Consider the following 26,653-nt stretch of genomic DNA (forward strand, 5'->3'; position numbering starts at 1 on the left):
CTCGGGCGGGCGCGCTCCGTGGCGGCCATCGGCGTGCTCTCCTGGCGTACGGCTCTGCGAACGGTTCCGGCCAACGAAGAGACCGAATACCAGCGTAGGCAGAGACCGATCCGGGGGCCTGCGGACGGCGACCGGATGGCGTCACGCGGGGCGCGATGGGCCGCGGATCCGCGCGGCGGCGCCCGTGCCGCCCGCTGCCGGAACCCCTGGCGTCCCTCGCGACGGGAGCAACGGCCCGTGGGCGCTGACCGGTTGACCCCTGTACCGGGCGAGCGCCGCTACCGACCCCGGGCAGTACGGACCCGAAGGCGGACCGCACGCACGCCCAGGGCGTCGAGGGCCGGTGTGAAGTGAAGCGCACGTAAGAAAGTCGGGCCTCATGATTACCCGAACGACCTGGTGAAATCACTTAAAGTGGCGATCTTCGGGCCCGTCTCGCTACTGCAATCCAGTGACAGACGGGTCGCCGCCCCGTCGCCTCCGTGGAAGCCTCGGTGGTGCGCGCAGTGTGGGGGAATCCGTCAGTGGGGGATCCGTCACAGTACAGGAGACAACCGTGAAGTCCTCACTTCGCACCCGTTCCGCCCGTCTGCTCCCCGTTGGCGCGCTGTCCGTCGCGCTGCTGGCCACCGGCGCCGCCGGCGCGTTCGCCGCCCCGGCTCCACAGCACAGCGCGACCACGGTGAAGACCGCGACGATGGCCTCGATCAGCGTCAACGCCTCCAGGACCGAACTCCAGTCCGGGGAGTCGGTGACGTTCACGGGCGCCGCGACGGGTCTGAAGATAGGCGACACCCTGTCGCTCCAGCGGTACGACGGCACCAAGTGGGTGACCGTGAAGACCGTCAAGGTCGCCCAGGGCAACACCTACACTTTCATGGCCACCAAACTCACCACCAGGGGCTCGGAGAGGTTCCGGGTGAGCCACGGCGCGACGGTGTCACCGACGGTGATCGTCAGCGTGAATTGACGCCACACGACGCGGTGTTCGGCACCGTGAAGTGACGCCACGAGGTCGAGGGGCGTCCCGTCGTCGGGGCGCCCCTTCTCCGTGGACGGGCACCGTTGCGGACCGGCGCAGGAGCAGGCGATCAAGTGCCCCGGATCAGGGCCACACGAGGCAGTACGGCTGGTGCCCGGCCTCGTGCAGTCGATGGCTGAAATCCTGCCACTCGTGCAGCAGTTGATACACGTTGAACGCGTCCCGCGGCCCGCCCCGGTCGGGAACCGTCGACCAGATGAACGCCGCGGCGCCCACCGCTTCCTCGCCTATGCCGCGCAGCGGGTCCACGACCGTCATGGGGAGCTTGACCACCGCGTAGTCGGGGTGCAGGACCACCAACTCCAGCGGCGGGACCCTGTGCAGCGGGACGCCCTCGATTCCCGTGAGGACCATCGCCGCCATCGTCTCCGGCTTGATCTTGGTGAACATCCCGCCCATGCCGAGCTCGTCACCGCCGAGCTCCTCGGGACGCATCGAGATCGGGACCCGGGCTGCGGTGGCGCCGTCCGGCGCACCGAAGTATTTGTACGTCACCCCCACCCGGCCACCATTCCCGCTCCCTGACCCGAGCCGATCAATCCCATGGTTCGCATGGTCCATGCCATCCATACGTGACAGCCGGTCGATCCGCTCAGGTCCACCCTGCGCACTCTGCGCCTGGCGTCTCTCGCTCGTCTCTTCCGCGTCGCGCCGGTGCCTCCCCCGCCGGGCACGCCGAGGACCCACGTCATCGGTCCCCTCGCCCAGTCCGCCACCGCGATGCATATCTCCACCCGAGTGCATTTCTAGGACGCGTGGCCCCCGCCGCGCAACCCGATCAACGTGTCAGTGACCTCCCCCACGGCCGCCCGCCGAAACGTGCGTTTAAACACCCGTCCGCGGGATCTTCGCGGGCTCTGACACCATGGCTTGTGTGAGCTATCCGTACGAAGCCCCAGTTTCGCAGACTCTTTTCGAGCGCGCGTCGGCCGTCACGCCCGGCGGCGTGAACTCTCCGGTGCGCGCCTTCCGCGCCGTGGGCGGTACGCCCCGGTTCATGGTGTCCGGTAACGGTCCCTATCTGACCGATGCCGACGGGCGCGAATATGTTGATCTTGTTTGTTCCTGGGGGCCCATGATCCTCGGGCATTCCCACCCGGAGGTGATCGCCGCCGTACAGGAGGCCGTCTCGCGTGGCACCTCCTTCGGCACGCCCGGTGAGGGCGAGGTCGCGCTCGCCGAGGAGATCGTCGCCCGGGTCGCGCCCGTCGCGCAGGTGCGGCTCGTCTCCAGTGGGACGGAAGCCACCATGTCGGCGATCCGGCTGGCCCGCGGATTCACCCGCCGGTCCAAGGTGATCAAGTTCGCCGGCTGTTATCACGGGCATGTCGATTCGCTGCTGGCGGCCGCCGGGTCCGGAGTGGCCACGTTCGCCCTGCCCGACACCCCCGGGGTCACCGGTGCCCAGGCCGGCGACACCATCGTCCTCCCCTACAACGACCTCGAGGCCGTCCGCGCCGCCTTCTCCGCCCACCCCGGAGAGATCGCCTGTGTGATCACCGAGGCCTCGCCCGGGAACATGGGCGTCGTGCCGCCGCTGCCCGGGTTCAATCAGGGGCTCAAGGATCTCTGCAGGGAGAACGGCGCCCTGTACGTCTCCGACGAGGTCATGACCGGATTCCGCACCAGCAGGGCCGGCTGGTACGGCATCGACGGGGTCGAGCCCGACCTCATGACCTTCGGCAAGGTCATGGGCGGAGGGTTCCCCGCCGCGGCCTTCGGCGGACGTGCGGACGTCATGGCGCACCTCGCCCCGGCCGGACCGGTCTACCAGGCCGGCACCCTCTCCGGGAATCCGGTCGCCACCGCCGCCGGCCTCGCCCAGCTGCGGCTGCTCGACGACGCCGCGTACGACAAGGTCGACGCGGTCTCCGCCGAGATCCGCACGCTCGTCACGGAGGCGCTGGCCAAGGAAGGCGTGGAGCACCGGCTCCAGAGCGCGTCCAACATGTTCTCCGTGTTCTTCACCGACCGTCCGGTGCACAACTACGAGGACGCCAGGAGCCAGGAGTCCTTCCGGTTCACGGCCTTCTTCCACTCCCTTCTCTCGCAGGGTGTCTATCTGCCACCCTCGTCCTTCGAATCCTGGTTCGTCTCCACCGCCCACGACGAGCGCGCGATCCAGCGGATCGCCGACGCCCTTCCCGCGGCGGCCCGTGCAGCAGCGGAGGCCACGGCAGCATGAGTGACATCACCGTCGTCCACCTGATGCGTCACGGGGAGGTCGCCAACCCGGACGGCGTGCTGTACGGGCGGCTGCCCGGCTACCACCTGTCCGAGCTGGGGCGGCAGATGGCCGAGCGGGTCGCCGAGCACCTGTCCTCCCGGGACATCACCCACGTCGTCGCCTCCCCGCTGGAGCGGGCGCAGGAGACGGCCACCCCGATCGCCAAGGCACACGGGCTCGACCTCGCCGTCGACGAACGACTCATCGAGGCCGAGAACGTCTTCCAGGGCAAGACCTTCGGGGTGGGGGACGGCGCGCTGCGGCGGCCGGAGAACTGGAAGCACCTCGTCAACCCGTTCAAGCCGTCCTGGGGCGAGCCCTACGTGGACCAGGTCGTACGGATGATGGGGGCGCTGGACGCCGCCAAGGACGCGGCGCGCGGGCACGAGGCCGTGTGCGTCAGCCATCAGCTGCCGATCTGGATCGTGCGCAGCTTCGTGGAGAAGCGGCGGCTGTGGCACGACCCCCGCAAGCGGCAGTGCACACTCGCCTCGCTGACCACGTTCACGTACCAGGGCGACAAGATCGTGTCGGTCGGCTACACCGAGCCGGCCCGGGACCTGGTGCCGGCCCATCTGCTGGCGGGGGCCAAGCCGGTGAAGGGGAAGGACAAGGCATTCGGGGCCTGAGCCGTCCGGTGGCCCCGACCGACCGGGGCCGGTGGTGGAGGCGTGCGCCGTAGGACGCACGCCTCACGCCAGGACGTTCGCTTCATCACAAGTCATACGCAATCCCGTCATCTGACCGTATCTTTGTAAATCCCGCGACACATCAGCGGCTTGAGCGGAACCTTTGTCTCCGTCGCGCCCTCTCACTGTGTGACCGCTGAGAGCGCGCTATGAGACGAGGACGGGATGCGGGAGATCAGCCGGCGAGGACTGATGGGACTCGGTGCCGGTGCTGCGGCCGCGATGGGGCTGGCCGCGTGCGGTTCCCAATCGCATGACGGCGCGACCCCGGGACGCGGTTCCGGCACGGGGGGCTCCGGTGGCGTCGGCAGTTCCCGTCCCAGCCCCAGGCCCACCGCCACCACACCTCCCCTCGGGGACGGTTCCACCGCCGACACCGGCAAGCAGCCGAACCAGCCGGAAAAGCCGCGGCCCCTGGAGCCGGGTGAGACACCGCCGCAGTTCGTCGTCTTCTCCTGGGACGGCGCCGGCGAGGTCGGAAACGGGCTCTTCCCGCGCTTTCTCGACCTCGCCAAGGAGCACGGCGCGCACATGACCTTCTTCCTCTCCGGGCTCTATCTGCTGCCCGAGTCGAAGAAGCGCATGTACCTGCCCCCGAACAACGCGCCGGGCGCCTCCGACATCGGTTATCTGACGGACGCGCACATCCGCTCCACCCTGGAGAACGTCCGCCGTGCGTGGCTCGAGGGCCATGAGATAGGCACCCACTTCAACGGCCACTTCTGCTCCGGCTTCGGCACGGTCGCGAACTGGACGCCCAAGCAGTGGCGCAGCGAGATCGAACAGGCCAAGTCCTTCGTCAAGGAGTGGCGTACCAACACGGGGTTCACCGATCTGCCGACGCTGCCCTTCGACTACGACAAGGAGCTGATCGGCGGTCGCGCGCCCTGCCTCCTCGGCCAGGACAACCTGCTGCCGACGGCCCGCGAGCTGGGCTGGCGCTATGACGCCTCCTCACCCGGCGGCCGGCAGCGCTGGCCGGGGAAGCGGCAGGGCCTGTGGGACTTCCCGCTCCAGTTGATCCCGTTCCCTGGGCACACGTTCGAGGTCCTGTCGATGGACTACAACATGCTCGCCAACCAGTCGATCAGGACGACACAAGGGCCCTCGTACAACTACCCGGGCTGGCGTACCCAGGCGGCGAACGCCTACATATCCGGATTCAAGCGGGCATACGAGACGAATCGTGCACCCTTCTTCGTAGGCAACCACTTCGAGCACTGGAACGGCGGCATATACATGGACGCCGTCGAAGAGGCGTTCACGCACATCGCGCGCGAGAAGGAGAAGGGGGGCGACGTACGGCTCGTCTCCTTCCGGCAGTTCACGGACTGGCTCGACGTCCAGAAGCCCGAGATCGTGCGCAAGCTGCAGACCCTGGACGTGGGGCAGCGGCCGGCGGGTGGCTGGAAGGAGTTCCTCGCGGACGTCGGCACGGAGGCCTCGGGTACCCCGTCAAACGCCGCCTGAAATGCGGTCTTCCGTCCGCAAGGGGGGTGCGCAAGATCCCCGGAACGGACATGCGAAACTTTTCACATGAGTGCCGCCCGCCGCACCCCCCAGCGCCTGAATCGCACCCGTGGCCACAGCCGCCGACGCGCCGCCCTGACCACCGTCGGAGCCGCCGTCGCCGCGCTCGTCCTGTCGGCCTGCGGATCCGGTGGCACCGCCGGGGGTTCCGGCAACACCAACTTCATCACCGGCAAGGACGGCATCGCGACCGTCAAGAAGGGTGAGCGGGCCGCCGCCCCCGACCTGTCCGGCACCACGATCGACGGCAAGCAGCTGGACGTCGCCGGCTACAAGGGCAAGGTCGTCGTCATCAACGTCTGGGGCTCCTGGTGCCCGCCGTGCCGCGCCGAGGCGTCGAACTTCGTCAAGGTCGCCAAGGACATGGAGGGCAAGGGCGTCCAGTTCGTCGGCATCAACACCCGTGACACCAGCACACAGCCGGCCCGTGCCTTCGAGAAGCAGTACGGGGTCACCTACCCGAGCCTGTACGACCCGACCGGGAAGCTGATGCTCCGCTTCGACAAGGGCACGCTCAACCCGCAGGCGATCCCCTCCACGCTGGTCATCGACCGGGAGGGGAAGATCGCCGCGCGCACGCTTCAGGCTCTCAGCGAGGAGAAGCTGCGCGGGATGCTCGCTCCGGTCGTCGCGGAGAAGTGACGTGAGCGCAGTGTCCACGCTCGCCGCGGCCACCGACCCGAACCAGACCGTCCTCAACGGGGCGCTGCTGGCCGCGCTGCCGATCGCCCTCCTCGGCGGTCTCGTCTCCTTTTTCTCTCCGTGCGTTCTGCCGCTCGTCCCCGGCTACCTCTCGTATGTGACCGGCGTCACGGGCACCGACCTCGCCGACGCCCGGCGGGGCCGGATGGTCGCTGGTGCCTCGCTGTTCGTCCTCGGCTTCACTGCGGTGTTCGTCTCCGGCGGAGCGCTGTTCGGCTTCTTCGGGCAGACGTTGCAGGAGCACAGGGACGTCCTGTCCAAGTCGCTGGGCGTGCTCATGATCCTCATGGGCGTGTTCTTCATGGGCCTGATGCCCTGGCTCACCCAGCGCGAGTTCCGCTTCCACAAGCGGCCGGCCGCCGGCCTCCTGGGCGCTCCCTTCCTCGGCGCGCTCTTCGGGATCGGCTGGACGCCGTGCATCGGCCCGACCCTCGCCTCCGTGCAGGCCCTCGCGCTCAACCAGGCGAGCGCGGGACGCGGTGCCATACTGACCATCGCCTACTGCCTCGGCCTCGGTGTGCCCTTCGTGGTCGCCGCGGTCGCCTTCCGTAAGGCGCTCGGCGCGTTCGGCTGGGTCAAGCGGCACTACGCGTGGGTGATGCGCATCGGCGGCGGCATGATGATGGCGACCGGCCTGCTGCTGCTCACCGGTGTCTGGGACGGCATCGTGCAGGACATGCAGGGCTGGTCCGACGGCTTCACGGTGGGGATCTGATCCATGAGCGACACACGGAGCAGCGACGTGCACAGCGACGAGAGCCCCGCGAACGGCTCCGAGGCCGACCTCGGCGAGGCCGGCTCGCAACTGTCCACCGCGCCCACCGAGACGGCCATGCCCGGGTCCTTCGGCGGCTCCCGTGCCCCCGGCCCTCGGGGCTGGGCCGCCTGGACCGTACGCGAGACCATCGGCTGGGGCCGCTGGTTCTGGCGGCAGTTGACCTCCATGCGGGTCGCGCTGCTCCTGCTGTTCCTGCTCTCGCTCGGGGCGATCCCCGGTTCGCTGATCCCGCAGTCCGGCACCGACGCGCTGAAGGTGCAGGACTTCATGGACGCCCACACGACACTGGGGCCGATCTACGAGAAGCTCGGGCTGTTCCACGTGTACAGCTCGGTGTGGTTCTCGGCGATCTACATCCTGCTGTTCGTCTCGCTCATCGGCTGCATCGTGCCGCGCACCTGGCAGTTCGTCGGTCAGCTCCGGGGCCGTCCGCCGGGCGCGCCCAAGCGGCTGACCCGGCTGCCCGCCTACGCCACCTGGCGCACCGACGCCGACCCCGAGCAGGTTCGCGAGGCCGCGCTGAAGGTGCTCAAGCAGCGCCGCTTCCGCGTGCATTCCCCCAGGCTCCCGGCTTCGCTCGAGCAGGGAGGTACCCCCATCGGTGACGCGGTCGCCGCCGAGAAGGGCTATCTGCGGGAGGCCGGCAATCTGGCCTTCCACGTCGCCCTCATCGTGATGCTGATCGCCTTCGCCTGGGGCCAGCTCTACAAGTCCGAGGGCAACAAGCTGATCGTCGAGGGCGACGGGTTCGCCAACACCCTCACGCAGTACGACGACTTCAAGTCCGGCAGCCTGTTCACCGACGACGACCTGGTGCCGTTCAGCTTCAAACTGGACCAGTTCACCGGCACGTACGAGCGCAACGGCCCGAACAGGGGCACTCCGCGCACCTACGAGGCGGCCATCACCTACAGCGTGGGTGCCTACGGCAAGGACAAGAAGACCACCATCAGGGTCAACGAGCCGCTGAACATCGGCGACGCGAAGGTCTACCTCGTCAGCCACGGCTACGCTCCCACCGTCACCGTCCGCGACGGCAAGGACAACGTCGTCTTCCAGGGCGCCGTGCCGCTGCTGCCCCTCGACTCGAACGCGACCTCGCAGGGCGCCGTCAAGGTCTACGACGGCTACCGGAACGCCCAGGGTGTGCACGACCAGCTCGGCTTCAAGGCCATCTTCGTGCCGACCTTCGCGGGCGCGGGCAAGGGCACGATGTGGTCGCAGTTCCCGGCGCTCGACTACCCGGCGCTCATGCTCAACGCCTACCACGGGGACCTGGGCGTCAACTCGGGCATCCCGCAGAACGTGTACCAGCTGAACACCAAGAACCTGAAGCAGTTCAAGGACGCCAAGGGCAACATCCTCGCGGCCCGGCTGCTGCCCGGCGAGACCATGACGCTGCCCGGTGGCAACGGGTCGATCACCTTCGACAAGGACATCAAGGAGTGGGCCGGCTTCCAGGTCGTGCAGCAGTCCGGCAACGGCTGGGCGCTCGGCGGTGCGATCGCCGCGATCTTCGGACTGGCCGCCTCCCTGTTCATCCAGCGCCGCCGCGTCTGGGTGCGCGCCACCAAGGGGGCCGACGGCGTGACCGTCGTCGAGATGGCGGGCCTCGGCCGCAGCGAGTCCACGAAGCTGCCCGAGGAGCTGGGCGACCTGGCCGCGCTCGTGCACGACCGGGCACCCACGAGAACCGACGAGAAAGACGCCGACCCCGATCAGGAGCCGGGCGCCACAACCCCCGTACCTGCCGCTGAAGGGGCCCAGAAGAAGTGACCCTCGCCACCGCCACCAACGAACACCTCGCGAACCTCAGCAACACGCTGATCTACTCCGCGATGGCCGTCTACACCCTGGCCTTCTTCGCGTACATCGCCGAATGGCTCTTCGGCAGCCGCAGCAAGGTCGCCCGTACGGCGAACGCGCTCACCACCGACGGCGTGAAGAGGGCGCAGGCGCCCGCCGTCACGGTCCGGAAGGCCGGGGGCACCGCGGTGCTCGAGCGGCCCGAGGTCGTCACCCGCTCCGCGGCCGGTGCCCGTGATGTGCCGGACGGACCCGGTGCCCACGGCGGCGACGAGCAGGGTGACCTGTACGGCCGGATCGCCGTGTCGCTCACCGTGCTGTCCTTCGCGGTCGAGCTCGCCGGCGTCATCACCCGCGCGGCCTCCGTGCAGCGGGCGCCGTGGGGCAACATGTACGAGTTCAGCATCACCTTCTCCACGTCCGCCGTGGGGGTGTACCTGTTGCTGCTCGCCCTGAAGAAGAACGTGCGGTGGCTGGGCCTCTTCCTCGTCACCACCGTCCTGCTCGACCTCGGTCTCGCCGTCACCGTCCTGTACACCGCCAGCGACCAGCTCGTCCCCGCCCTGCACTCGTACTGGCTGTACATCCACGTCTCCACCGCGATCCTCTGCGGCGCGGTCTTCTACGTCGGCGCGGTCGGCACGGTCCTCTACCTGTTCAAGGACTCCTACGAGAGCAAGGTCGCCGGCGGCGGCAAGCCCGGCACCTTCGCCACCTCGGTCCTGGAGCGGCTGCCCGCCTCGGCGTCCCTCGACAAGTTCGCCTACCGCGTGAACGCCGCCGTCTTCCCGCTGTGGACGTTCACGATCATCGCGGGTGCCATCTGGGCGGAGGCCGCCTGGGGCCGCTACTGGGGCTGGGACCCGAAGGAGACCTGGGCCTTCATCACCTGGGTCGCCTACGCCTGCTACCTGCACGCCCGTTCCACGGCAGGCTGGAAGGGCCGCAAGGCGGCCTACATCGCGCTCATCGCCTTCGGATGCTGGCTGTTCAACTACTACGGCGTGAACATCTTCGTGTCCGGCAAGCACTCGTACGCGGGTGTGTAAGTCCCTGCCACGAGAGTTTCCCCGCCACCCGGGCCGGTTCCGGTGACCCACGTCACCGGAACCGGCCTTTGCCGTACGGACAGGTGAGCGGTGTGGGCACTCAGCCGAGGACACGCATCCGCGCGGGCGATCACATCGCCTTCGGCGAGCTCTTCGACCTGAGCGCGGTCGCGACGCGGGCCGTTGTCGACAAGGCGGGCGAGCGCCCGTAACACGTGCGGATACCCCGTTCGCGCGCCAGGCTGGAGTCATGACCGATCCCATCGAAGAGGGCACCGCCGAGCACCGGGGGGACATGCACGTACGCCACTACCTGCTGCACCTGCCCCGGCCCGTGGAGGAGATCTGGCCCGCCCTGGCCACCTCCGCGGGCCTGCGCGAGTGGCTGGCCGCCGCCGAGCCGTTCGAACCGCGGCTCGGCGGCTCGGTGGGACTCCGGCTGCCCGACGGCACGGCCCAGGGCCGTATCACGGCGTGGGACGTGGAACGGGTCGCCGAGTACACGGTGGAGGGCCGCGGCCGCATCCGCTTCCATCTGGAGCCGGACCGCCCGGCGGGCACGACGGTGCGTTTCACGCACGAGACCGACGAGGACCGGGACCCGGGCTGGCGGCAACGCTTCGAGCGTCTGCTCGCCTACGTGGAGAGCGGCGCCGCCTGAGCCCGGTCGCGTCGGCGGCTTCCCTGTCCGATCTCAGCCCACCGCGATCGAGTCGAGCTTCTCCCGCAGATACACATGGGAGTCGACCGGCTCGTACGCCACCCGTCCCACCGGAGCGGCCACCGACTCCACGACGGTTCCCGGGGTGCACTCACCGAAGTAGACGAGGGACATCAGCTCCTCGGCGGGTGCTCCGGCGGGTGGCGGCAGCACGCGATGGCGGCCCGAGCGCCAGCGGTCGCCGGTCCAACGGGCCATCAGATCGCCGATGTTGATGGTGAAAGCCGCCGGGTCGAAAGGCGCGTCCTGCCAGCCGCCGTCGTCCGTGTGAACCTGGAGACCGCCCTTGCCGGCCTGCCGGTCGAGGACCGTGACGGTCCCGAAGTCGGTGTGCGGGCCGATGCGGAACTGGCCCGGCTCCGGCACACCGACGACCTGGGTGCCGGGATACCAGTTGATGTTGAAACCGTAGGTGGGGTGCGCCATGTGGCGTGTGAAGAAGTCCGGTTCGAGCCCCAGGGCCTCGCCGAGCAGCGACAGCAGACCGTTCTCCAGCTCGCCCATCCGCGCCAGGTACTCCTCCAACAGCACCCGCAGCTCCGGCACTTCGGCGGGCCAGACGTTGGGCGCATACCACTCCGCGTTGGTCTCCGGGTCCTCGAACGGTTCCTGCGTCGCGAAGGACAGCGACTCCTTGAGGTCGGGCGGGGTCTCGGTGCCCTCGGAGTAGCCGTTGGCCTCGGTGCCGGGGCCGAGCCAGCCGCGACCGCCGACCCGGGCGACGTGCCGGCAGGTCGGGGCGCCCGGTCAGGGGGAGACCGGTCCTCGGGTTCTCAGTCCTTGGGTTCCTCGCCGCGCTCCCGGCGCCGCAGTTCCTCTTCGCGGCGGCGCAGGTCGGCCTCCCAGTCCTTCAGGAGCGCCTCGTCCTTCTTGTTCTCCTCCTTCAAGGACTTCAGGAACGTCGGGTTGTCGTCGGGTGCGACCCAGTTCATGCGGTGGTTGCGGTGCCACTCCGAGGGGGTGGAGCCGTTCGCCGGGGCGTGGCGCACCTTGCCGACGACGAGCCAGGCGATCGGGCCGACCAGCACCTCGCCGAAGAGCAGGATGATGATGGCCCAGACCACCTTGGGCAGCCCCCGGATCTGTTCCTCGGGGGTGTTGAGGCAGTCGATGAAGGCGTATATCCACAGCGCCAGGACCAGCAGGTAGGGAAGATACCTGAACATGGTGGTGCGATCCCCCAGGAATCGGTGACGGAGCGTGGGACGGGCCCCGGTGACGGGGCAAGGGTAGCGGGTGCCGGATACTGGAGCGCATGGCTTACGACGATCTTCGGTCCCTGCTCCGGGCGCTGGAGCGCGAGGGAGACCTCAAGCGCATCAAAGCCGAGGTCGACCCGTATCTGGAGGTCGGGGAGATCGTCGACCGGGTGCAGAAATCCGGCGGGCCGGCGCTGCTTTTCGAGAACGTGCGCGGCTCGCGCATGCCGCTCGCCATGAACGTGTTCGGCACCGACCGGCGTCTGCTGAAGGCCCTCGGCCTGAAGTCGTACGGCGAGATCTCCGACAGGATCGGCGGTCTGCTCAAGCCCGAACTGCCGCACGGGTTCGTCGGGGTGCGTGAGGCCTTCGGAAAGCTCGGTGCCATGGCACATGTACCACCCAAGAAGGTCAAATCCGACAACGCGCCCGTGCAGGAGGTCGTCCTGCGCGGCGACGACGTCGACCTCGACGCCCTGCCGGCCCTGTTCACCTGGCCCAAGGACGGCGGCTCCTTCTTCAACCTCGGGCTCACCCACACCAAGGACCCGGAGACCGGGATCCGCAACCTCGGCCTGTACCGGCTCCAGCGCCACGACAAGCGCACCATCGGGATGCACTGGCAGATCCACAAGGACAGCCGCAACCACTACCAGGTCGCGGCAAGGCGAGGTGAGAAGCTGCCGGTCGCGATCGCCTTCGGGTGTCCGCCCGCCGTGACGTACGCCTCGACCGCGCCGCTCCCCGGAGACATCGACGAGTACCTCTTCGCCGGGTTCGTCGCGGGTAAGCGGATCGAGACGGTCGACTGCAGGACGGTCCCGCTCCAGGTCCCGGCGAACGCCGAGGTCGTCCTGGAGGGCTGGCTGGAGCCCGGTGAGATGCTTCCCGAGGGCCCGTTCGGTGACCACACCGGCTTCTACACGCCGCAGGAGCCTTTCCCCGCCCTGCGGATCGACTGCGTGACCATGCGCCGCCGGCCGCTGCTCCAGTCGATCGTGGTGGGCCGCCCCCCGACGGAGGACGGGCCCCTGGGCCGGGCCACCGAACGCTTCTTCCTGCCTCTCCTCAAGATCATCGTGCCGGACATCGTGGACTACCACCTCCCCGAGGCCGGCGGTTTCCACAACTGTGCGATCGTCTCGATCGACAAGAAGTACCCCAAGCACGCCCAGAAGGTGATGCACGCCGTCTGGGGGGCGCACATGATGTCCCTGACCAAGTTGATCGTCGTCGTGGACTCCGACTGCGACGTGCACGATCTGCACGAGGTCGCGTGGCGGGCCCTCGGCAACACCGACTACTCCCGTGACCTCACGGTCGTCGAAGGCCCCGTCGACCACCTCGACCACGCCTCGTACCAGCAGTTCTGGGGCGGCAAGGCGGGCATCGACGCGACGAGGAAATGGCCCGAGGAGGGCTACACGAGGGACGGCGGCTGGCCCGAGATGGTCCTGTCCGACCCGGAGACGGCGGCGAAGGTGACCCGCCGCTGGAAGGAGTACGGCCTGTGAGCAGCGCCTCCGCCGCGATCCCGCAGCCAGGACGCACCAAGGCGTTCCTGCGCCTGGTGATGATCGAGCACTCCGTGTTCGCCCTGCCCTTCGCGTACATCGCCTCGCTGACCGCGATGTACCAGTGGGACAGGAACATCCACTGGGGGCGTCTGTTCCTCGTCACCGTCGCCATGGTGGGCCTGCGCACCTTCGCCATGGCGGCGAACCGGATCATCGACCGCGAGATCGACGCCCGCAACCCGCGCACGGCCCACCGCGAGCTGGTCACCGGCGCGATGTCGGTGCGGCACGCCTGGACGGGCGCGCTGATCGCGCTGGTCCTCTTTTTGGGCGCCGCGGCGCTGCTCAACCCGCTGTGCCTGGCGCTCGCCCCCATCGCGGTGATCCCGATGGTGGTGTACCCCTACGGCAAGAGGTTCACCAATTTCCCGCAGGCCATCCTGGGCCTGGCCCAGGCGATGGGCCCGGTCGGCGGCTGGCTCGCGATCAGCGGCACCTGGGACTGGGACGCGGTGATCCTCGGTCTCGCCGTCGGCGTCTGGATCGGCGGCTTCGACCTGATCTACGCCTGCCAGGACGTGGAGACCGACCGTGAGATCGGCGTCATGTCGGTGCCGGCCCGCTTCGGTATCCCCGCGGCGATCTGGGGCGCCCGCGCCTGCCACGCGGTGACCACGGCGCTGTTCGTCTGGTACGCCGTCGTCACCGGCGCCGGCTTCTTCTTCTGGCTGGGCCTGGTGATCGTGGCCGGTGCCTTCGTCTACGAGCACACGATCGTCCGGCCGCACGACCTGACCCGCCTGAACCGCGCCTTCTTCAGTGTCAACGGGTTCATCGGGATCGCCCTGTTCGTGTGCGCGCTGCTCGATCTCCTGGTGCGCGGCCTGAGCGTGTGAATCCGTGCGGCCCGGCATCAAGGGCCATGTCGTCACGATGTGGAACCCCGGCCCCGACGGCTGTCGGGGCCGCGACACCATTCCGTACGGTCCCGATCCGGCCATCGACTCCCCGCCCGGAAGCTGAAGCTCACCACCGGCCGCCTGCCGGTGGACCCGAGAGCGCGCGACCGGTCCTGACCCCGGATCCCCCCGTCCGCCCCTGTGGGAATCAGCCGGGCCCCCTTGGCCGGTTACCGCACCGCGGGGCCGGATAGGCTCGGTGCCGTGAACCCAGTCAAGCCAGGAGAGACGCCGCGTACGCCTTGGATCGTAGGGGTGTCCGGCGCCTCCGGCACCCCGTATGCCGCCGCCGTGCTGCGTGCTCTCCTTGCCGCGGGCGAGAGCGTCGATCTGGTCGTCTCCCGTGCCTCGCGACTCACTCTGCTCGACGAGACGGGCATCGCCTTCCGGGACGCGCACTGGCGGGACGACCTGCGGGAGTGGCTGGGCGCGGGCGCCGACGGCAAGCCCGGGACGTTCGCGGTCGACGTCGAGGGCGACCGCGTGCGGCACTGGAGCGCGGGCGATCTGGCCGCCGGGCCGTCCTCCGGGTCCTACCCCGCCAAGGGGATGCTGATCGTGCCGGCGTCCACGGCCTGTGTGGCGGGCGTGGCGCTCGGGCTCTCGAAGGACCTGCTCCAGCGGTCCGCGAGCGTCACGCTCAAGGAGCGACGGCCGCTGGTCGTCGCCGTGCGGGAGACCCCGCTCAGCGGGCAGACCCTCAGGCAGCTCGTGGCGCTGGACGAGGCGGGCGCTGTCGTGGTGCCCGCCTCGCCGGCGTTCTACGCGGGCGCCACGCACATTCAGGACCTCGTCGACTTCGTCGCGGGGCGACTGCTGGACGCGGCGGGGGTGCCACACCGGCTGTACCGCCGCTGGCAGGGAGAGCTCGGGGGTGGCTCTCGGCCCGACGAGTAGGGGTCCGAGCGGTGGGGGGGAGCGTTTCCCGGTGGCGCGCCGGGACGTCGGCCCGTCGCGCGTCGTATGAGAGATTCTCAGGGGTCCAGCCCTGCGCGCCTTGATTTCTATACGTAAACTTGCGGTAACGCCGAACAATGAAAGGCTTCGGATCTATGGATGCCGTTGACAGGCAGCTCATCCAGGCCCTGCGCGAGAACGGCAGGGCCTCCTACGCCGAGCTCGGCCGGCTCGTGGGCCTCTCCGGGCCCAGTGTCACCGACCGTATCAACCGCCTGGAGGCGGCCGGTGTCATCACCGGCTACCGCGCCACGGTCGACGCCGCCTCTCTCGGCCTCGGCGTCACCGCCCTGATCGGCATCTCCCTCTCCGACGCCGCCGACCACGAGGACGTGGCGTACCGGCTGAAGGACCTTCAGGAGATCGAGGACTGCTGGTTCATCGCCGGCGACGACTCGTTCATGCTCAAGGTGCGCGCGACGGACGTGGACGGCCTGGAGAAGACGATCCGCCGGCTGTCCGGCACCAAGGGAGTCTCCCGTACCCGTACGACCATCGTGCTGTCCACGAAGTGGGAGAACCGGGTGGGCGAGCTGCCCGAGCAACGCTAGGCGCGCGGCACCGTATGGGGGCACCGGCCGCCCGAAGGGCCGGGGGTACCGTTGGGTGGTTCGTCGAGGGAGAGGCAGAAGCATGGATGTCGGGCTCAAGCGGGAGCTGGAGGACAAGGTCCGGGCCGGTGAGCGGCTGACCCGCGAGGACGGCATCGCGCTGTACGCGTCGGACGACCTGGCCTGGCTCGGCGGTCTCGCGCACGAGGTGCGGACCCGTAAGAACGGCGACGTGGTCCACTTCAACGTCAACCGCCACCTCAACATGACGAACGTGTGCACCGCGTCCTGCGCCTACTGCTCCTTCCAGCGCAAGCCCGGCGAGAAGGACGCGTACACGATGCGCATCGAGGAGGCCGTCCGGCTCGCCAAGGCGATGGAGTCGGAGAACCTCACCGAGCTGCACATCGTCAACGGCCTCCATCCGAACCTGCCGTGGCGCTACTACCCGCGTTCGCTGCGCGAGCTGAAGGCCGCGCTGCCGAACGTCTCCCTGAAGGCGTTCACGGCGACGGAGATCCACCACTTCGAGACCATCTCCGGCCTCTCGGCCTCCGAGATCCTGGACGAGCTGATCGATGCCGGTCTGGAGTCGCTGACCGGCGGCGGCGCCGAGATCTTCGACTGGGAGGTCCGGCAGCACATCGTCGACCACAGGACCCACTGGGAGGACTGGTCGCGCATCCACCGCCTGGCGCACGAGAAGGGTCTGAAGACCCCGTCCACCATGCTGTACGGCCACATCGAGGAGCCGCGGCACCGTGTGGACCACGTCCTGAGGCTGCGTGAACTCCAGGACGAGACCGGAGGTTTCCAGGTCTTCATCCCACTGCGCTACCAGCACGACTTCGTGGACATGAAGGACGGCAAGATCCGCAACCGGCTTCAGGCGCGGACACAGATGGCGACGGGTGCCGAGGCGCTCAAGACCTTCGCCGTCTCGCGCCTGCTGTTCGACAACGTCCCGCATGTGAAGGTGTTCTGGGTCATGCACGGCGTCCAGACCGCGCAGCTGGCCCTTCAGCACGGTGCCGACGACATGGACGGCTCGGTCGTCGAGTACAAGATCACGCACGACGCCGACAACTTCGGCACGCCGAACAAGCTGACCCGTGAGGATCTGCTCGACCTGATCCGCGACGCCGGCTTCCGGCCGGTCGAGCGGAACACGCGCTACGAGATCATCCGCGAGTACGAGGGCCCGGACCCGGCCCGGCGGGACGAGCCGCAGCCCATGCGCGTCTGACCCGCTCCGGTAACCCCGACCGAGCCCTGGCCCAGGCCGGGGCTCGTCGGTGTGGCGCAGCGGACATCGAAAAGCCTTGAGCCCCCGCGCTGGTAATAAACTCTCCGTCCATGCCCCTTACATTCACGCTCGATCCGGCCATGACCCCCGTCCTTCGTGACGGCGTCCTCGACCTGTGGTCGGACGTGTCCAACGCCGGTGGTTCCGTGGGTTTCGTGCCGCCGGTCACACGCGAGGAGATACGCCCGGAGCTCGTGAAGCACCTCGCGGCGATGAGCGAGGGGCGCACCCGGCTGCTGGCGGGGCACGACGAGGACGGACAGGTGGCGGCCACCGCGTTCCTCACCTTCAACACCCACCGGCTGATGAGGCACTGGGTGTGGCTCTACACCGTGATGGTGCACCCGCGGCACCAGGGCAAGGGGTACGGGCGCGATCTGCTGGCCGCCGCCGCGGACGCGGCCCGCGGTCTGGAGGGGATCGAGGCGATACGGCTCACCTGTCGGGGCGGCCACGGTCTGGAGCGCTTCTACAGCTCCTGCGGCTACAAGGAGGTTGGCCGAGTGCCGGGGGCGATCCGGGTGGCGCCCGGTGACGAGCGCGACGACGTCATCATGCTGCTGCCGCTGGTCTGAGCAGCCCGCGCACCCCCGTGCAAGATCGGGTGCCCGGCGTGCTTCACTGGAGGATGCCCTTCGGGAGGTTCCACCGAGTCGTCGGCATCGCTCGAACAGGGAGACCCCCCCATGGAACGGAAGAGTGGATTCAGATGCTCCGCTACACACTGATGCGCCTCGGCATCTTCGCGGGCTGCCTCGTGGTTGTCTGGGGCCTCGTCTACTCGGGCATCGTCCCGCGCGGCCTCGGCGACTCCAACGGCATCTGGATCGTGCTGCTCGCCCTGGTGGTATCGGCCCCGATCAGCTTCGTCGTCCTGCGGGGGGAGCGCGACCGGGCCTCCGTGGAGGTCGTCGGGCGGGTGGACCGCATGAAGGCCAATCTCGAGGCCAACCGCGCACAGGAGGACCTGGACGAAGACGCCGTCAGGAAGCAGGGCCAGACGTCCTAGGCCGGTCCGGCCCGCGGGGCTGAACGTACTCTTGCCCCATGGGTTCCGTGAAGACCAAGCGGATGCCGCGGGCGGTCCGTGAACGGCAGATGCTGGACGCCGCCGTACAGACCTTCGGCCGGCGTGGCTACATGGCCGCGTCGATGGACGAGATCGCCGAACTGGCGGGCGTGTCCAAGCCGTTGGTGTATCTCTACCTGAACTCCAAGGACGAACTCTTCACCGCCTGCATCCGCCGCGAGGCCGCGGCGCTCACCGAGGCCGTACGCGCCGGCGTCCGGCCCGGGTTCAGCGCGGACCGCCAACTCTGGGAAGGTCTGTGCGCGTTCTTCACGCACACCGCGCAGAACCCGGACGGCTGGTCGATCCTGCACCTCCGCGCCCGCACGCACGGCGAGTCCTTCGCCGCCGAGGTCACCGCGATGCGCGAGGACATCGTCGCGTTGGTGACCCAGCTCATTGCCGCCGCCGCCCGCGACGGGGGCAGCCCCTGCTCGAACGACGGGGGAAACCCGGGCCACCGGGGTTCCGGTTTGCCCGAGCGCGAGATCGCCGGGCTCGCGGAGGCCCTGGTCGGCGCCGCCGAGTCGCTCGCCGCCTGGGCCAACGCCACCCCCGGCGTCTCCGCCCGTCAGGCCGCCGCGACGTTGATGAACTTCGCCTGGGCGGGCCTCGGCAACCTCATGGAGGGCCGCTCCTGGTCACCCCCGGAGCCCGACTAGGCCTCGTCCCCTGTTGTTCGCGCGGGGCCCTCAGCCGTCGAGTCGTCGTGTCTCGCCGGTGAGATGGAGCCTCTCCCCGCCGCGCAGTTCGAATCGCCCGCCGTCGGCCGCGTACGTCACGGTGCCCGGCAGCAGTACCGGCGCCCTGAACTGCACGCGTACATGTACCGCGGCGGGGGTCGGCTGCTCGGCCAGGCATCGGGCGACGGTCCACATGCCGTGCGCGATGGCGCGCGGGAAGCCGAAGACGCGGGCGGTGAGGGCATGGAGATGAATGGGGTTCCGGTCCCCCGAGACCGCCGCGTACCGCCGCCCGATGTCCCCGGCGAGCCGCCACTCGGCCGACGCGGGGAGCGGGCGCGGGGCGGACGGCGACGCCTCGGCCGGGAGGGCGGTGCGGTGGCGGGCGAGATACGTGCTGGTCGACTCCCACACGATCCGGTCCGTGGTACGCACCTCGGTGACGACGACGGCCTCGGTGCCGCGCCGATGGGGCAGGAGCTTCTCGGTCCGCACTTCTATGTCGTACGCGCCGTCCGGGGCGAGCGCCTCCCGCTGGGTGATCTCGATGGACGTGTGCACCAGCCCGAGCAGGGGGAGGGGGAACTGCCGACTCGCCATGATCCGCATGGCGAGCGGAAAGCCGAGGACCTGGGGACAGGTGACCGGCAACGCGTCGGCCCCGCCGGGAAACCCGCAGACACGCTCGTACGCGGCGAGGCGGGCGGGCTCGATCCGCACCCCGGGCAGCACGAGTCGGTCGCGGGGGAAGGCGGCATCGGGCCCGGGGCGCTTGAAGGGTGCAAGGAGAGCGCCGCGCAGGAGGACGGGAAGCAGCATGTGTGGTCTCCGGGACTGCGGAACGAAGGGGGTCGTACGGCGATCACGGGCAGAGCGCTACGCCCCGAGCAGGCTCTGCCCGCAGACCCATACGACCTGCCCGTTCACCGCGTCCGATCCGGGCCTTGACAGCCAGGCCACCGCCTCCGCCACATCTCCTGGCAGACCGCCCTGCCGCAGCGAGTTCTTCCGGCGCCCCGCTTCCCGGACGAACAGCGGAATCGCCGCGGTCACCTTCGTCTCGATGGATCCCGGCGCGACCGCGTCGACCGTCACCCCGTGCTCAGCCGATGCCCGGGGCGCCAACGGGCCGGCCGGGGTGGGGCGTTCGGCGGACCAGCGATGCAGCGTCACCGGCTGCCCGAGCCGCCGGGTGAGGAACCGACCGGGTGCGGTCGTCGTGAAGCGCAGACAGCGGTCGGCCATGGTCCAGCTCCCAGCTTGCTTGTCCGTTCATTTCTCTTGCTCTGGAGTGAGGTTACCCAGGGTAAGCCCCTGTCGGGCATGAGGAGCAGGTCGAGATGAGCAGTTCTGCCACCGACACGCAGCTGCGGCGCGTCGCCGTCGTGGGCGGCAGCCGCATCCCCTTCGCCCGCTCCGACGGCCCCTGCGCCGGTGCGCGGCCGGAGGACAGGCAGTCGCGGCCGTTCTCGAACGCGCCTGACGGTCATGGGGAGGAGGCTGCACAGCCCCGGCCCTGTACCATCCCGGAACCCGCACAGACTCCCCACGAAGGACACGTAGCATCGCGGTTCCAACCAGCGGTAACAGCGAGCCGCGCCGACCGCTGAACGTCTCCACGCGCATATTGCGTACTCATGCAGCAGAGCAGTACACAGCTGCAGTCCCCAGGAGCTGCCCCATGCCCATCTCGTACTCGACCACGCCTGTTCTCACCGCCCCGGCCGATCTCGACCACGACGGCGGTCCCGTGCTCGTGGTGCCGGAGACACGGCGGCTGAACGGCGAGGTGCGGGAGGCATACGTACCCCCACTGGTGCCGCCGGTCACCCACGGCTCGCTCGCCGACGTGCCGTTCGAGAACGCGACCGCGATGCCCGGTCAACCGGTCCTCAGCCGCCGCGACCCGGACGGTGGCTGGACGGATGTGACGGCGGTTCAGTTCGCTGACCAGGTACTGGCCGTGGCGAAGGGGCTGATCGCCGAGGGCCTGATGCCGGGCGACCGGATCGCGATCATGGCCCGCACCACGTACGAGTGGACGCTGCTCGACTTCGCGGCATGGGCGGCGGGCCTGGTCACGGTCCCCGTCTACCCCACCTCCTCGGTCTTCCAGACCCGCTGGATCCTCCAGGACTCCGGCGCGGTGGCCCTGGTGACGGAGACGGCCGGGCAGGCGGCGGCCATCGGCCCGGAACGCAGCCTGCTGCCCGATCTGCATCACCTGTGGGTGATGGAGAAGGGGCACGTCGAGCGCCTGGCCGAACTCGGTGACACGGTGCCGGACCAGGAGGTCTCCGTACGCCGGGGCATGCTCGGCCCGGACACGCTGGCCACGCTCGTCTACACCTCGGGCACCACGGGCCGCCCCAAGGGCTGCACGCTGTCGCACGGCAACTTCCTGGCGGAGGTCGACAACGCGATCGAGCTCCTTCACCCGGTGTTCAAGGCGAAGATCAACGGCGAGCCGTCCACGCTGCTGTTCCTGCCGTTGTCGCACGTCTTCGGCCGCATGGTGGCGGTCGCCTGCATCCGTGCGCGGGTGCGCCTCGGCCATGCGCCGAGCCTGCAGGCACAGGATCTGATCGCCGACATGGCGAGCTTCAAGCCGACCTTCCTGCTGGCCATCCCGTACATGCTGGAGAAGGTCTTCAACAACGCGCGGGCGACGGCCGAGCGGGGTGGCCGGGCGTCGTTGTTCGACCGTGCGGCAAGCGTGGCCCGTCGCTACGGCGAGGCCATGGTGGCCCGCCGGCACGGCTCGGGCCGAGGGCCGAGCGGGGCTCTGAAGGCAGCCCGTGCCTTCTACGACCCGCTCGTCTACCGCCGGATCCGTAACGCCCTCGGCGGCCGTGTCCGCCATGTCATCTGCGGCGGTTCCCCTTTGAGCCGGGAACTGGCGGCGTTCTACGCGGGTGCGGGCATAGAGATCTACGAGGGGTACGGCCTGACGGAGACGACCGGCGCGGCGACGGTGACACCCCCGCTCAAACCCCGGCTGGGCACGGTGGGTTGGCCACTGCCCGGCACAAAGGTGCGCATCGCGGCGGACGGTGAGGTGCTGCTGTCCGGTGGCCAGGTGTTCCGCGGCTACTGGGATCCCCACGCGGGAGGGGTGGTTCCGTCCACGCCGGACGGCTGGCTCCCGACGGGCGACATCGGCCGCTTGGACGACCAGGGCTATCTGATGATCACCGGCCGGAAGAAGGAGATCCTGATCACGGCCGGGGGAAAGAACGTGGCCCCGGCGCCCCTGGAGAACTGGCTGCGGTCCCACCCCCTCATCTCCCAGTGCCTGGTCCTCGGTGACCGCCGCCCCTATGTGAGCGCCCTGATCACCCTGGACCCGGAGGGCATCGTCCACTGGCGCCAGATGAACGGCAAGCACCCGGTTCCGGTGGAACTCCTGGTGGACGACCCGGAGTTGCTCGCCGTCCTGCAGCGTGCGGTGGACGAGGCCAACAAGCTGGTCTCCCGCCCGGAGTCCATCCGCCGCTTCGCCGTACTCCCCGTGGACTTCACGGAAAAGGCCGGCCATCTGACCCCGTCGATGAAACTGCGCCGGACGGCCATCATGCGGGACTTCGCCGCGCAGGTGGACGAGCTGTACAGGTAGCGGGCCCGGGCCCACGACCCGAGCCGCCCGGCGACATCACCCGATTGCCGACGGCTGATTACCCCACCTGGCCGTAGGACTGGCGCTGCCGGCGGCCGTCCGGGGACCTTCGTGCTTCCATCCGGTCAGGAGGCTCACATGATGGCTGACGACCGACAGCAGGACCCCGGCCCGCGCGCGGTCACGCCGCGGCGGCACGTACTGGCCGCGGCCGCTCTGACGCCCATGCTGGCCGTGACGGCCCCCGCGTGCGCCCAGTCCACCGGAGTGACGCAGGACAAGCACCACGAGCCGGTCGTGCCGGTGCGCACCGCTCTGTCGGACTGGAAGGGCGTCGCCGACGCGCTGGGCCGGCCGGGCGACATGAAGCGCGGCCTGATGTACCACACGGGCCTGCCGCGCCTGGACCTCAGGCTGGTCTCGCACGGCGTCGTCGTCAAACCGGCGCTCGCCCTGGGGTCGCACGTGTCCTTCGTTCGTTACACCGACGGGGGCACGCTGCTGATGGGCGACGTGGTGGTCACCGAGAACGAGATGCAGCCGTTCCTCGACGTGCTGCAGGAGCGCGGGATCGAGCAGACCGCGATCCACAAGCACCTGCTGTCCCAGTCCCCCGACATCTGGTGGATCCACGTCCACGCGCACAGCGACGACCCGGTGGCCGTCGCCCGGGGCCTGCGCGCGGCGTTCGACCGTACCGGCACCCCGCCCCCGGCCCGGCCGCTCCTCAGCCCGCCGCGGCCCGTCGACCTGGACACCGCCGGCATTGATGCCGCGCTGGGGGTCAAGGGCTCCACCGACGAGGGGATCTACAAGAACACCTTCGTCCGCCGGGAGACCATCACCGAGGGCCACATGGTGCTGCCGCCGGGCCTCGGTTCGACCACTGCGTTCAACTTCCAGCCGCTGGGCGGCGGCCGGGCCGCGCTCAGCGGCGACTGTGCCATGATCGCCGACGAGGTCCAGCCCGTCCTCACGGCCCTGAGGCGTGCCGGTGCCGAACTCGTCGAAGTGCACAACCACGGTCTGAAGGACGAACCCCGGCTCTTCTTCGTCCACTTCTGGGCCGTCGGCGACGCGGTCGAGATCGCCCGAGGCCTGCGCGCCGCCGTGAACGCCACCAACGTGGTCCCGGTGCCCGGCGCGGTCGGCTGACCCTCCCGCCCTCGTCGCCTCCGCTGCCGGGTGCGCGCAGGCCCGGATAGCACGTGTGGAGGTATCCCGACGGCCGCGCCGCGCGGAAAGGCGTATGCATGGAAACAGCGGCGAACGCGGCTGGAAACGGAGTACTGCGCCATGACCCCAAGAGGCGAGGCAATCACCTGTCCGTTCGACTTCAGCAAGGCGCTGGAGTTCGATCCCACGCTCGCGGCGCTCATGGCTCGCGAATCCATCACCCGCATCCGGCTGCCGTACGGCGACGCCGACGCCTGGCTGGTCACCGGATTCGAGGGCGTACGGCAGGTGACCACCGACCAGCGCTTCAGCCGCGCGGGGATCATGGGGTTCGACTATCCGCGGCTGACACCGGAGCCCATCGTCTCCCCGGAGTCGATCAATGTGATGGACCCGCCGCACAGCACCCGCCTGCGCCGCCTGGCGTCGCAGGGCTTCGCCAAGCGGCACGTGGAGCTGATGCGGCAGAAGATCGTCCAGCTCGCGGACACCCTGCTCGACGAGATGGCCGAGCAGGGGCCACCGGCGGATCTGGTCCACCATCTGTCGAACCGGCTTCCCCAGCAGACCATCTACGACGTCCTCGGCATCGCCCGGGAGGACTGGCCCCGGATGCAGGAGTACGCGCACCAGCTGCTCGCCACGGGCCCGGACGGGCGCGAGACGGCGGCGAACGCCAAGGCCCGGCTGCGGGAGTACTTCGGCGATCTGATCCAGCAGCGGCGGCGCTCCCCGGGCAAGGACCTGATCAGCGCACTGGCCGCCGCCAAGGACGGCGAGGACGTGTTCGACGACCAGGAGCTGGCGGTCATGGCGCTGACGCTGGTGCTCAGCGGTCAGGACACGGCCACCTGCCAGATCAGCAACATCTCCTACCTGCTGTTGACCCGACCCGAGCTGATGAAGCACCTCAGGAGCCGGCCGGAGACCCTGACGGACGTCCTGAACGAACTGCTCCGTGTCATCCCGTTCCGCAAGGGCGTCGGCATTCCACGGGTGGCCCTCGAGGACGTGGAGCTCGACGGCGTACTCATCCGGGCGGGTGACTTCGTCCATGTGTCGTACCTGACGGCGAACCGGGACTCCAAGCGCTACCTGGACCCGGACCTCATCGATCCCGACCGGCCACCCGCGCCGCACATGACCTTCGGCTGGGGCGGACACCGCTGCATCGCCGTACCACTGGCCATGGCGGAGCTGGAAGTGGCCATCGGGCGCCTGGTGGAGCGGTTCCCGAGCCTGCGGCTCGCGGTGCCGGCGGAAGAAGTGCCCTGGGACACCGAGACGATCCGCCGCTTCCCGCTCGAGCTGCCTGTGGCCTGGTAGGGCCGCCGCCGACCCTCAGCCGATCAGGGGCTGGACGCGGCGACACCGCCCCACGTGGCGGGGCCGACGTGCCGCCCCCGCCACGCGTGCCGAGCGCAGCGGCGCCGTGGTGCCCGCCGCGGCGGGGTGTCCCGCCGACCCCGGTGACTCCATGGCATACAGGGATCACGCAACGCATGCGGGCACCAGAAAAGCAGGAGCCCCCTGCGCCGAATGGCGCGAGGGGCTCCTTGGGTACTGCTGTCCGTTCCGGATCGAAGCGATCGGACTCGACGAGCCGAAGGCCTGGAACCGAAGACCGAAACTCCGAGACGGGTGACTCAGATGGCGGTGACGTTCTCCGCCTGCGGACCCTTCGGGCCCTGGGTCACGTCGAAGCTCACCTGCTGGTTCTCTTCGAGCGAGCGGAAACCGTTCGCGTTGATCGCGGAGTAGTGGACGAAGACGTCGGGGCCGCCGCCTTCCTGGGCGATGAAACCAAAGCCCTTTTCGGCGTTGAACCACTTCACGGTTCCGGTAGCCATAAGCCCTCCTTGGGCCCAAAGGGTTGCCCTGCTCCAGAACCTGCAAGTGTGAAAACGGAAGCGCCGCACAACTGCATATGTCTGAAAACGACGAGAGCCCGCGGTTACATGCTCCGCAGGCTCTGTACTGCAAGGAAACCAAACTGCAACTTGCGGCGAGCCTAGCACGGGGGCAGCCGAAAGCAATAGAGTCAAGATCACTTCACCCGAATGCTTCAGTGGGTGGTGAGCGGGTTGACGTCGCCGTGTCACGGTCGCTGTGTCACATAGTAGTCCCAGAGGTTGACATCAGCGGTCCTGGGGGTTTCCGAAGCCGTTCGGGGACCCTGGGGCCAGCACGCTACCGCATGGGGTCTAGTCTCGCGATGTGGACAATTCTCGCACCCGGCCGCGCGTCGGCCACATCCAGTTCCTGAACTGCCTGCCCCTGTACTGGGGGCTCGCGAGAACCGGCACCCTTCTGGACTTCGAGCTGACCAAGGACACCCCCGAGAAGCTCAGCGAACAGCTGGTGCGGGGTGACCTCGACATCGGGCCCATCACCCTCGTCGAGTTCCTCAAGAACTCCGACGACCTGGTCGCCTTCCCCGACATCGCGGTCGGCTGCGACGGACCGGTGATGTCCTGCGTGATCGTCTCCCAGGTGCCCCTGGACCGGCTGGACGGCGCCAGGGTCGCCCTCGGCTCCACCTCGCGGACCTCGGTACGCCTCGCCCAGCTCCTGCTCGCGGAGCGGTACGGCGTGGCGCCGGACTACTACACCTGCCCGCCCGACCTCAGCCTGATGATGCAGGAGGCCGAGGCGGCGGTGCTGATCGGCGACGCCGCCCTGCGCGCGAACCTCCTCGACGGGCCGCGCTACGGCCTCGCCGTGCACGACCTCGGCACGCTGTGGAAGGAGTGGACGGGGCTGCCGTTCGTCTTCGCGGTGTGGGCCGCACGGCGCGAGTACCTGGAGCGGGAGCCGGTCATCACTCGCACGGTGCACGAGGCCTTCCTCGCCTCCCGCAACCTGTCCCTGGTCGAGGTCGGCAAGGTCGCGGAGCAGGCGGCCCGTTGGGAGGCCTTCGACGAGCAGGTCCTGGAGCAGTACTTCACGACGCTCGACTTCCGCTTCGGCGCCCCCCAGTTGGCGGCCGTCGCCGAGTTCGCGCGGCGGGTCGGCCCGACGACCGGCTTCCCGTCGGACGTGAAGGTGAAGCTCCTGGAGCCGTAGGGGAGTTGCC

25 protein-coding genes and 2 pseudogenes are annotated in these 26,653 nt (G+C 69.2%); 21 read left to right on the top strand and 6 right to left on the bottom strand.

The window, feature by feature from the left end; all coding sequences use genetic code 11:
• Positions 1-556: 556 nt before the first annotated feature.
• Positions 557-970 (top strand): hypothetical protein, encoded by a 414-nt coding sequence (locus tag VXC91_RS07710; RefSeq protein WP_329506136.1) that lies wholly within the window; start codon positions 557-559, stop codon positions 968-970.
• A 135-nt stretch (positions 971-1,105) separates the two neighbouring features.
• Here the strand turns inward: VXC91_RS07710 and VXC91_RS07715 are convergent, their stop codons facing one another.
• Positions 1,106-1,768: a hypothetical protein gene (locus VXC91_RS07715; RefSeq protein ID WP_329506138.1), complete on the bottom strand. Its 663-nt coding sequence runs from the start codon at positions 1,766-1,768 to the stop codon at positions 1,106-1,108.
• A 139-nt stretch (positions 1,769-1,907) separates the two neighbouring features.
• Here VXC91_RS07715 and hemL point away from each other — a divergent pair, with 139 nt between their 5' ends.
• From hemL to VXC91_RS07755, 8 genes are all read left to right on the top strand, one after another.
• Positions 1,908-3,227, top strand: coding sequence for a glutamate-1-semialdehyde 2,1-aminomutase (gene hemL, locus VXC91_RS07720; protein ID WP_329506140.1), 1,320 nt, complete (start codon positions 1,908-1,910; stop codon positions 3,225-3,227).
• Complete coding sequence (locus VXC91_RS07725; protein ID WP_329506141.1) at positions 3,224-3,898, top strand: histidine phosphatase family protein; 675 nt, start codon at positions 3,224-3,226, stop codon at positions 3,896-3,898. The genes hemL and VXC91_RS07725 overlap by 4 nt, the downstream gene beginning before the upstream one ends.
• A 225-nt stretch (positions 3,899-4,123) precedes the next feature.
• Positions 4,124-5,428: a polysaccharide deacetylase family protein gene (locus VXC91_RS07730; RefSeq protein ID WP_329506142.1), complete on the top strand. Its 1,305-nt coding sequence runs from the start codon at positions 4,124-4,126 to the stop codon at positions 5,426-5,428.
• A gap of 66 nt (positions 5,429-5,494) precedes the next feature.
• A complete protein-coding gene (locus VXC91_RS07735) occupies positions 5,495-6,130 on the top strand; it encodes a TlpA family protein disulfide reductase (protein WP_329506143.1) in 636 nt (211 codons plus the stop codon).
• 1 nt (position 6,131) lies between these two features.
• On the top strand, positions 6,132-6,905 hold the full coding sequence (locus tag VXC91_RS07740) for a cytochrome c biogenesis CcdA family protein (RefSeq protein WP_329506144.1): 774 nt from the start codon (positions 6,132-6,134) through the stop codon (positions 6,903-6,905).
• A 3-nt stretch (positions 6,906-6,908) separates the two neighbouring features.
• Positions 6,909-8,744: a cytochrome c biogenesis protein ResB gene (resB, locus tag VXC91_RS07745; RefSeq protein ID WP_329506145.1), complete on the top strand. Its 1,836-nt coding sequence runs from the start codon at positions 6,909-6,911 to the stop codon at positions 8,742-8,744.
• Positions 8,741-9,823 (top strand): c-type cytochrome biogenesis protein CcsB, encoded by a 1,083-nt coding sequence (ccsB, locus tag VXC91_RS07750; RefSeq protein WP_329506146.1) that lies wholly within the window; start codon positions 8,741-8,743, stop codon positions 9,821-9,823. Before resB ends, ccsB begins: the two co-directional genes overlap by 4 nt.
• A gap of 250 nt (positions 9,824-10,073) precedes the next feature.
• Positions 10,074-10,484, top strand: coding sequence for an SRPBCC domain-containing protein (locus VXC91_RS07755; protein WP_329506147.1), 411 nt, complete (start codon positions 10,074-10,076; stop codon positions 10,482-10,484).
• Positions 10,485-10,517: 33 nt separating this feature from the next.
• On the opposite strand, the pseudogene VXC91_RS07760 reads toward VXC91_RS07755, so the two are convergent.
• Positions 10,518-11,264 (bottom strand): annotated as a pseudogene (locus VXC91_RS07760) (isopenicillin N synthase family dioxygenase); the annotation flags it as partial.
• A 53-nt stretch (positions 11,265-11,317) separates the two neighbouring features.
• Positions 11,318-11,710, bottom strand: a complete 393-nt coding sequence (locus VXC91_RS07765) for a PLD nuclease N-terminal domain-containing protein (RefSeq protein ID WP_329506148.1) — start codon at positions 11,708-11,710, stop codon at positions 11,318-11,320.
• Between the two features lie 89 nt (positions 11,711-11,799).
• Between VXC91_RS07765 and VXC91_RS07770 the strand changes: the two genes are divergently transcribed.
• From VXC91_RS07770 to VXC91_RS07805, 8 genes are all read left to right on the top strand, one after another.
• On the top strand, positions 11,800-13,257 hold the full coding sequence (locus VXC91_RS07770; RefSeq protein WP_329506149.1) for a menaquinone biosynthesis decarboxylase: 1,458 nt from the start codon (positions 11,800-11,802) through the stop codon (positions 13,255-13,257).
• The gene (gene mqnP, locus VXC91_RS07775; protein WP_329506150.1) at positions 13,254-14,156 is read left to right on the top strand and encodes a menaquinone biosynthesis prenyltransferase MqnP; all 903 of its coding nucleotides are present in this window, start codon (positions 13,254-13,256) and stop codon (positions 14,154-14,156) included. The genes VXC91_RS07770 and mqnP overlap by 4 nt, the downstream gene beginning before the upstream one ends.
• 267 nt (positions 14,157-14,423) lie before the next feature.
• Positions 14,424-15,116, top strand: a complete 693-nt coding sequence (locus VXC91_RS07780; protein WP_329506151.1) for a UbiX family flavin prenyltransferase — start codon at positions 14,424-14,426, stop codon at positions 15,114-15,116.
• Between the two features lie 155 nt (positions 15,117-15,271).
• Positions 15,272-15,727, top strand: a complete 456-nt coding sequence (locus tag VXC91_RS07785) for an Lrp/AsnC family transcriptional regulator (protein ID WP_329506152.1) — start codon at positions 15,272-15,274, stop codon at positions 15,725-15,727.
• 82 nt (positions 15,728-15,809) lie between these two features.
• Positions 15,810-16,973 (top strand): aminofutalosine synthase MqnE, encoded by a 1,164-nt coding sequence (mqnE, locus tag VXC91_RS07790; protein WP_329506153.1) that lies wholly within the window; start codon positions 15,810-15,812, stop codon positions 16,971-16,973.
• A 110-nt stretch (positions 16,974-17,083) separates the two neighbouring features.
• On the top strand, positions 17,084-17,608 hold the full coding sequence (locus VXC91_RS07795) for a GNAT family N-acetyltransferase (RefSeq protein ID WP_329506154.1): 525 nt from the start codon (positions 17,084-17,086) through the stop codon (positions 17,606-17,608).
• A gap of 134 nt (positions 17,609-17,742) precedes the next feature.
• A complete protein-coding gene (locus VXC91_RS07800) occupies positions 17,743-18,042 on the top strand; it encodes a DUF4229 domain-containing protein (protein ID WP_329506155.1) in 300 nt (99 codons plus the stop codon).
• A 38-nt stretch (positions 18,043-18,080) separates the two neighbouring features.
• On the top strand, positions 18,081-18,764 hold the full coding sequence (locus tag VXC91_RS07805) for a TetR/AcrR family transcriptional regulator (RefSeq protein WP_329506156.1): 684 nt from the start codon (positions 18,081-18,083) through the stop codon (positions 18,762-18,764).
• A gap of 30 nt (positions 18,765-18,794) precedes the next feature.
• On the opposite strand, the gene VXC91_RS07810 is transcribed toward VXC91_RS07805, so the two are convergent.
• Together VXC91_RS07810 and VXC91_RS07815 are read right to left on the bottom strand one after the other, a co-directional pair.
• Positions 18,795-19,604 carry a MaoC family dehydratase gene (locus tag VXC91_RS07810; protein WP_329506157.1) on the bottom strand — a complete coding sequence of 270 codons (810 nt, stop codon included), beginning with the start codon at positions 19,602-19,604 and terminating at the stop codon, positions 18,795-18,797.
• A gap of 57 nt (positions 19,605-19,661) precedes the next feature.
• Positions 19,662-19,910 (bottom strand): annotated as a pseudogene (locus tag VXC91_RS07815) (SDR family oxidoreductase); the annotation flags it as partial.
• A 556-nt stretch (positions 19,911-20,466) separates the two neighbouring features.
• On the opposite strand from VXC91_RS07815, the gene VXC91_RS07820 reads away from it, so the two are divergent.
• The 3 genes from VXC91_RS07820 to VXC91_RS07830 all read left to right on the top strand — a co-directional run bounded on the left by VXC91_RS07820 (position 20,467) and on the right by VXC91_RS07830 (position 24,903).
• Positions 20,467-22,401, top strand: coding sequence for an AMP-dependent synthetase/ligase (locus VXC91_RS07820; RefSeq protein WP_329506158.1), 1,935 nt, complete (start codon positions 20,467-20,469; stop codon positions 22,399-22,401).
• A gap of 138 nt (positions 22,402-22,539) precedes the next feature.
• Positions 22,540-23,556 carry a DUF1259 domain-containing protein gene (locus VXC91_RS07825; protein ID WP_329506160.1) on the top strand — a complete coding sequence of 339 codons (1,017 nt, stop codon included), beginning with the start codon at positions 22,540-22,542 and terminating at the stop codon, positions 23,554-23,556.
• Between the two features lie 141 nt (positions 23,557-23,697).
• Positions 23,698-24,903, top strand: a complete 1,206-nt coding sequence (locus tag VXC91_RS07830; RefSeq protein WP_329506162.1) for a cytochrome P450 — start codon at positions 23,698-23,700, stop codon at positions 24,901-24,903.
• A gap of 320 nt (positions 24,904-25,223) precedes the next feature.
• On the opposite strand, the gene VXC91_RS07835 is transcribed toward VXC91_RS07830, so the two are convergent.
• On the bottom strand, positions 25,224-25,427 hold the full coding sequence (locus VXC91_RS07835) for a cold-shock protein (RefSeq protein WP_043442843.1): 204 nt from the start codon (positions 25,425-25,427) through the stop codon (positions 25,224-25,226).
• 367 nt (positions 25,428-25,794) lie between these two features.
• On the opposite strand from VXC91_RS07835, the gene VXC91_RS07840 reads away from it, so the two are divergent.
• Positions 25,795-26,643, top strand: coding sequence for a menaquinone biosynthetic enzyme MqnA/MqnD family protein (locus VXC91_RS07840; protein WP_329506164.1), 849 nt, complete (start codon positions 25,795-25,797; stop codon positions 26,641-26,643).
• The last annotated feature ends 10 nt before the right edge of the window (positions 26,644-26,653 follow it).

It is taken from the genome of Streptomyces chiangmaiensis (assembly GCF_036281785.1).
Classification (GTDB): Bacteria; Actinomycetota; Actinomycetes; order Streptomycetales; family Streptomycetaceae; genus Streptomyces; species Streptomyces chiangmaiensis.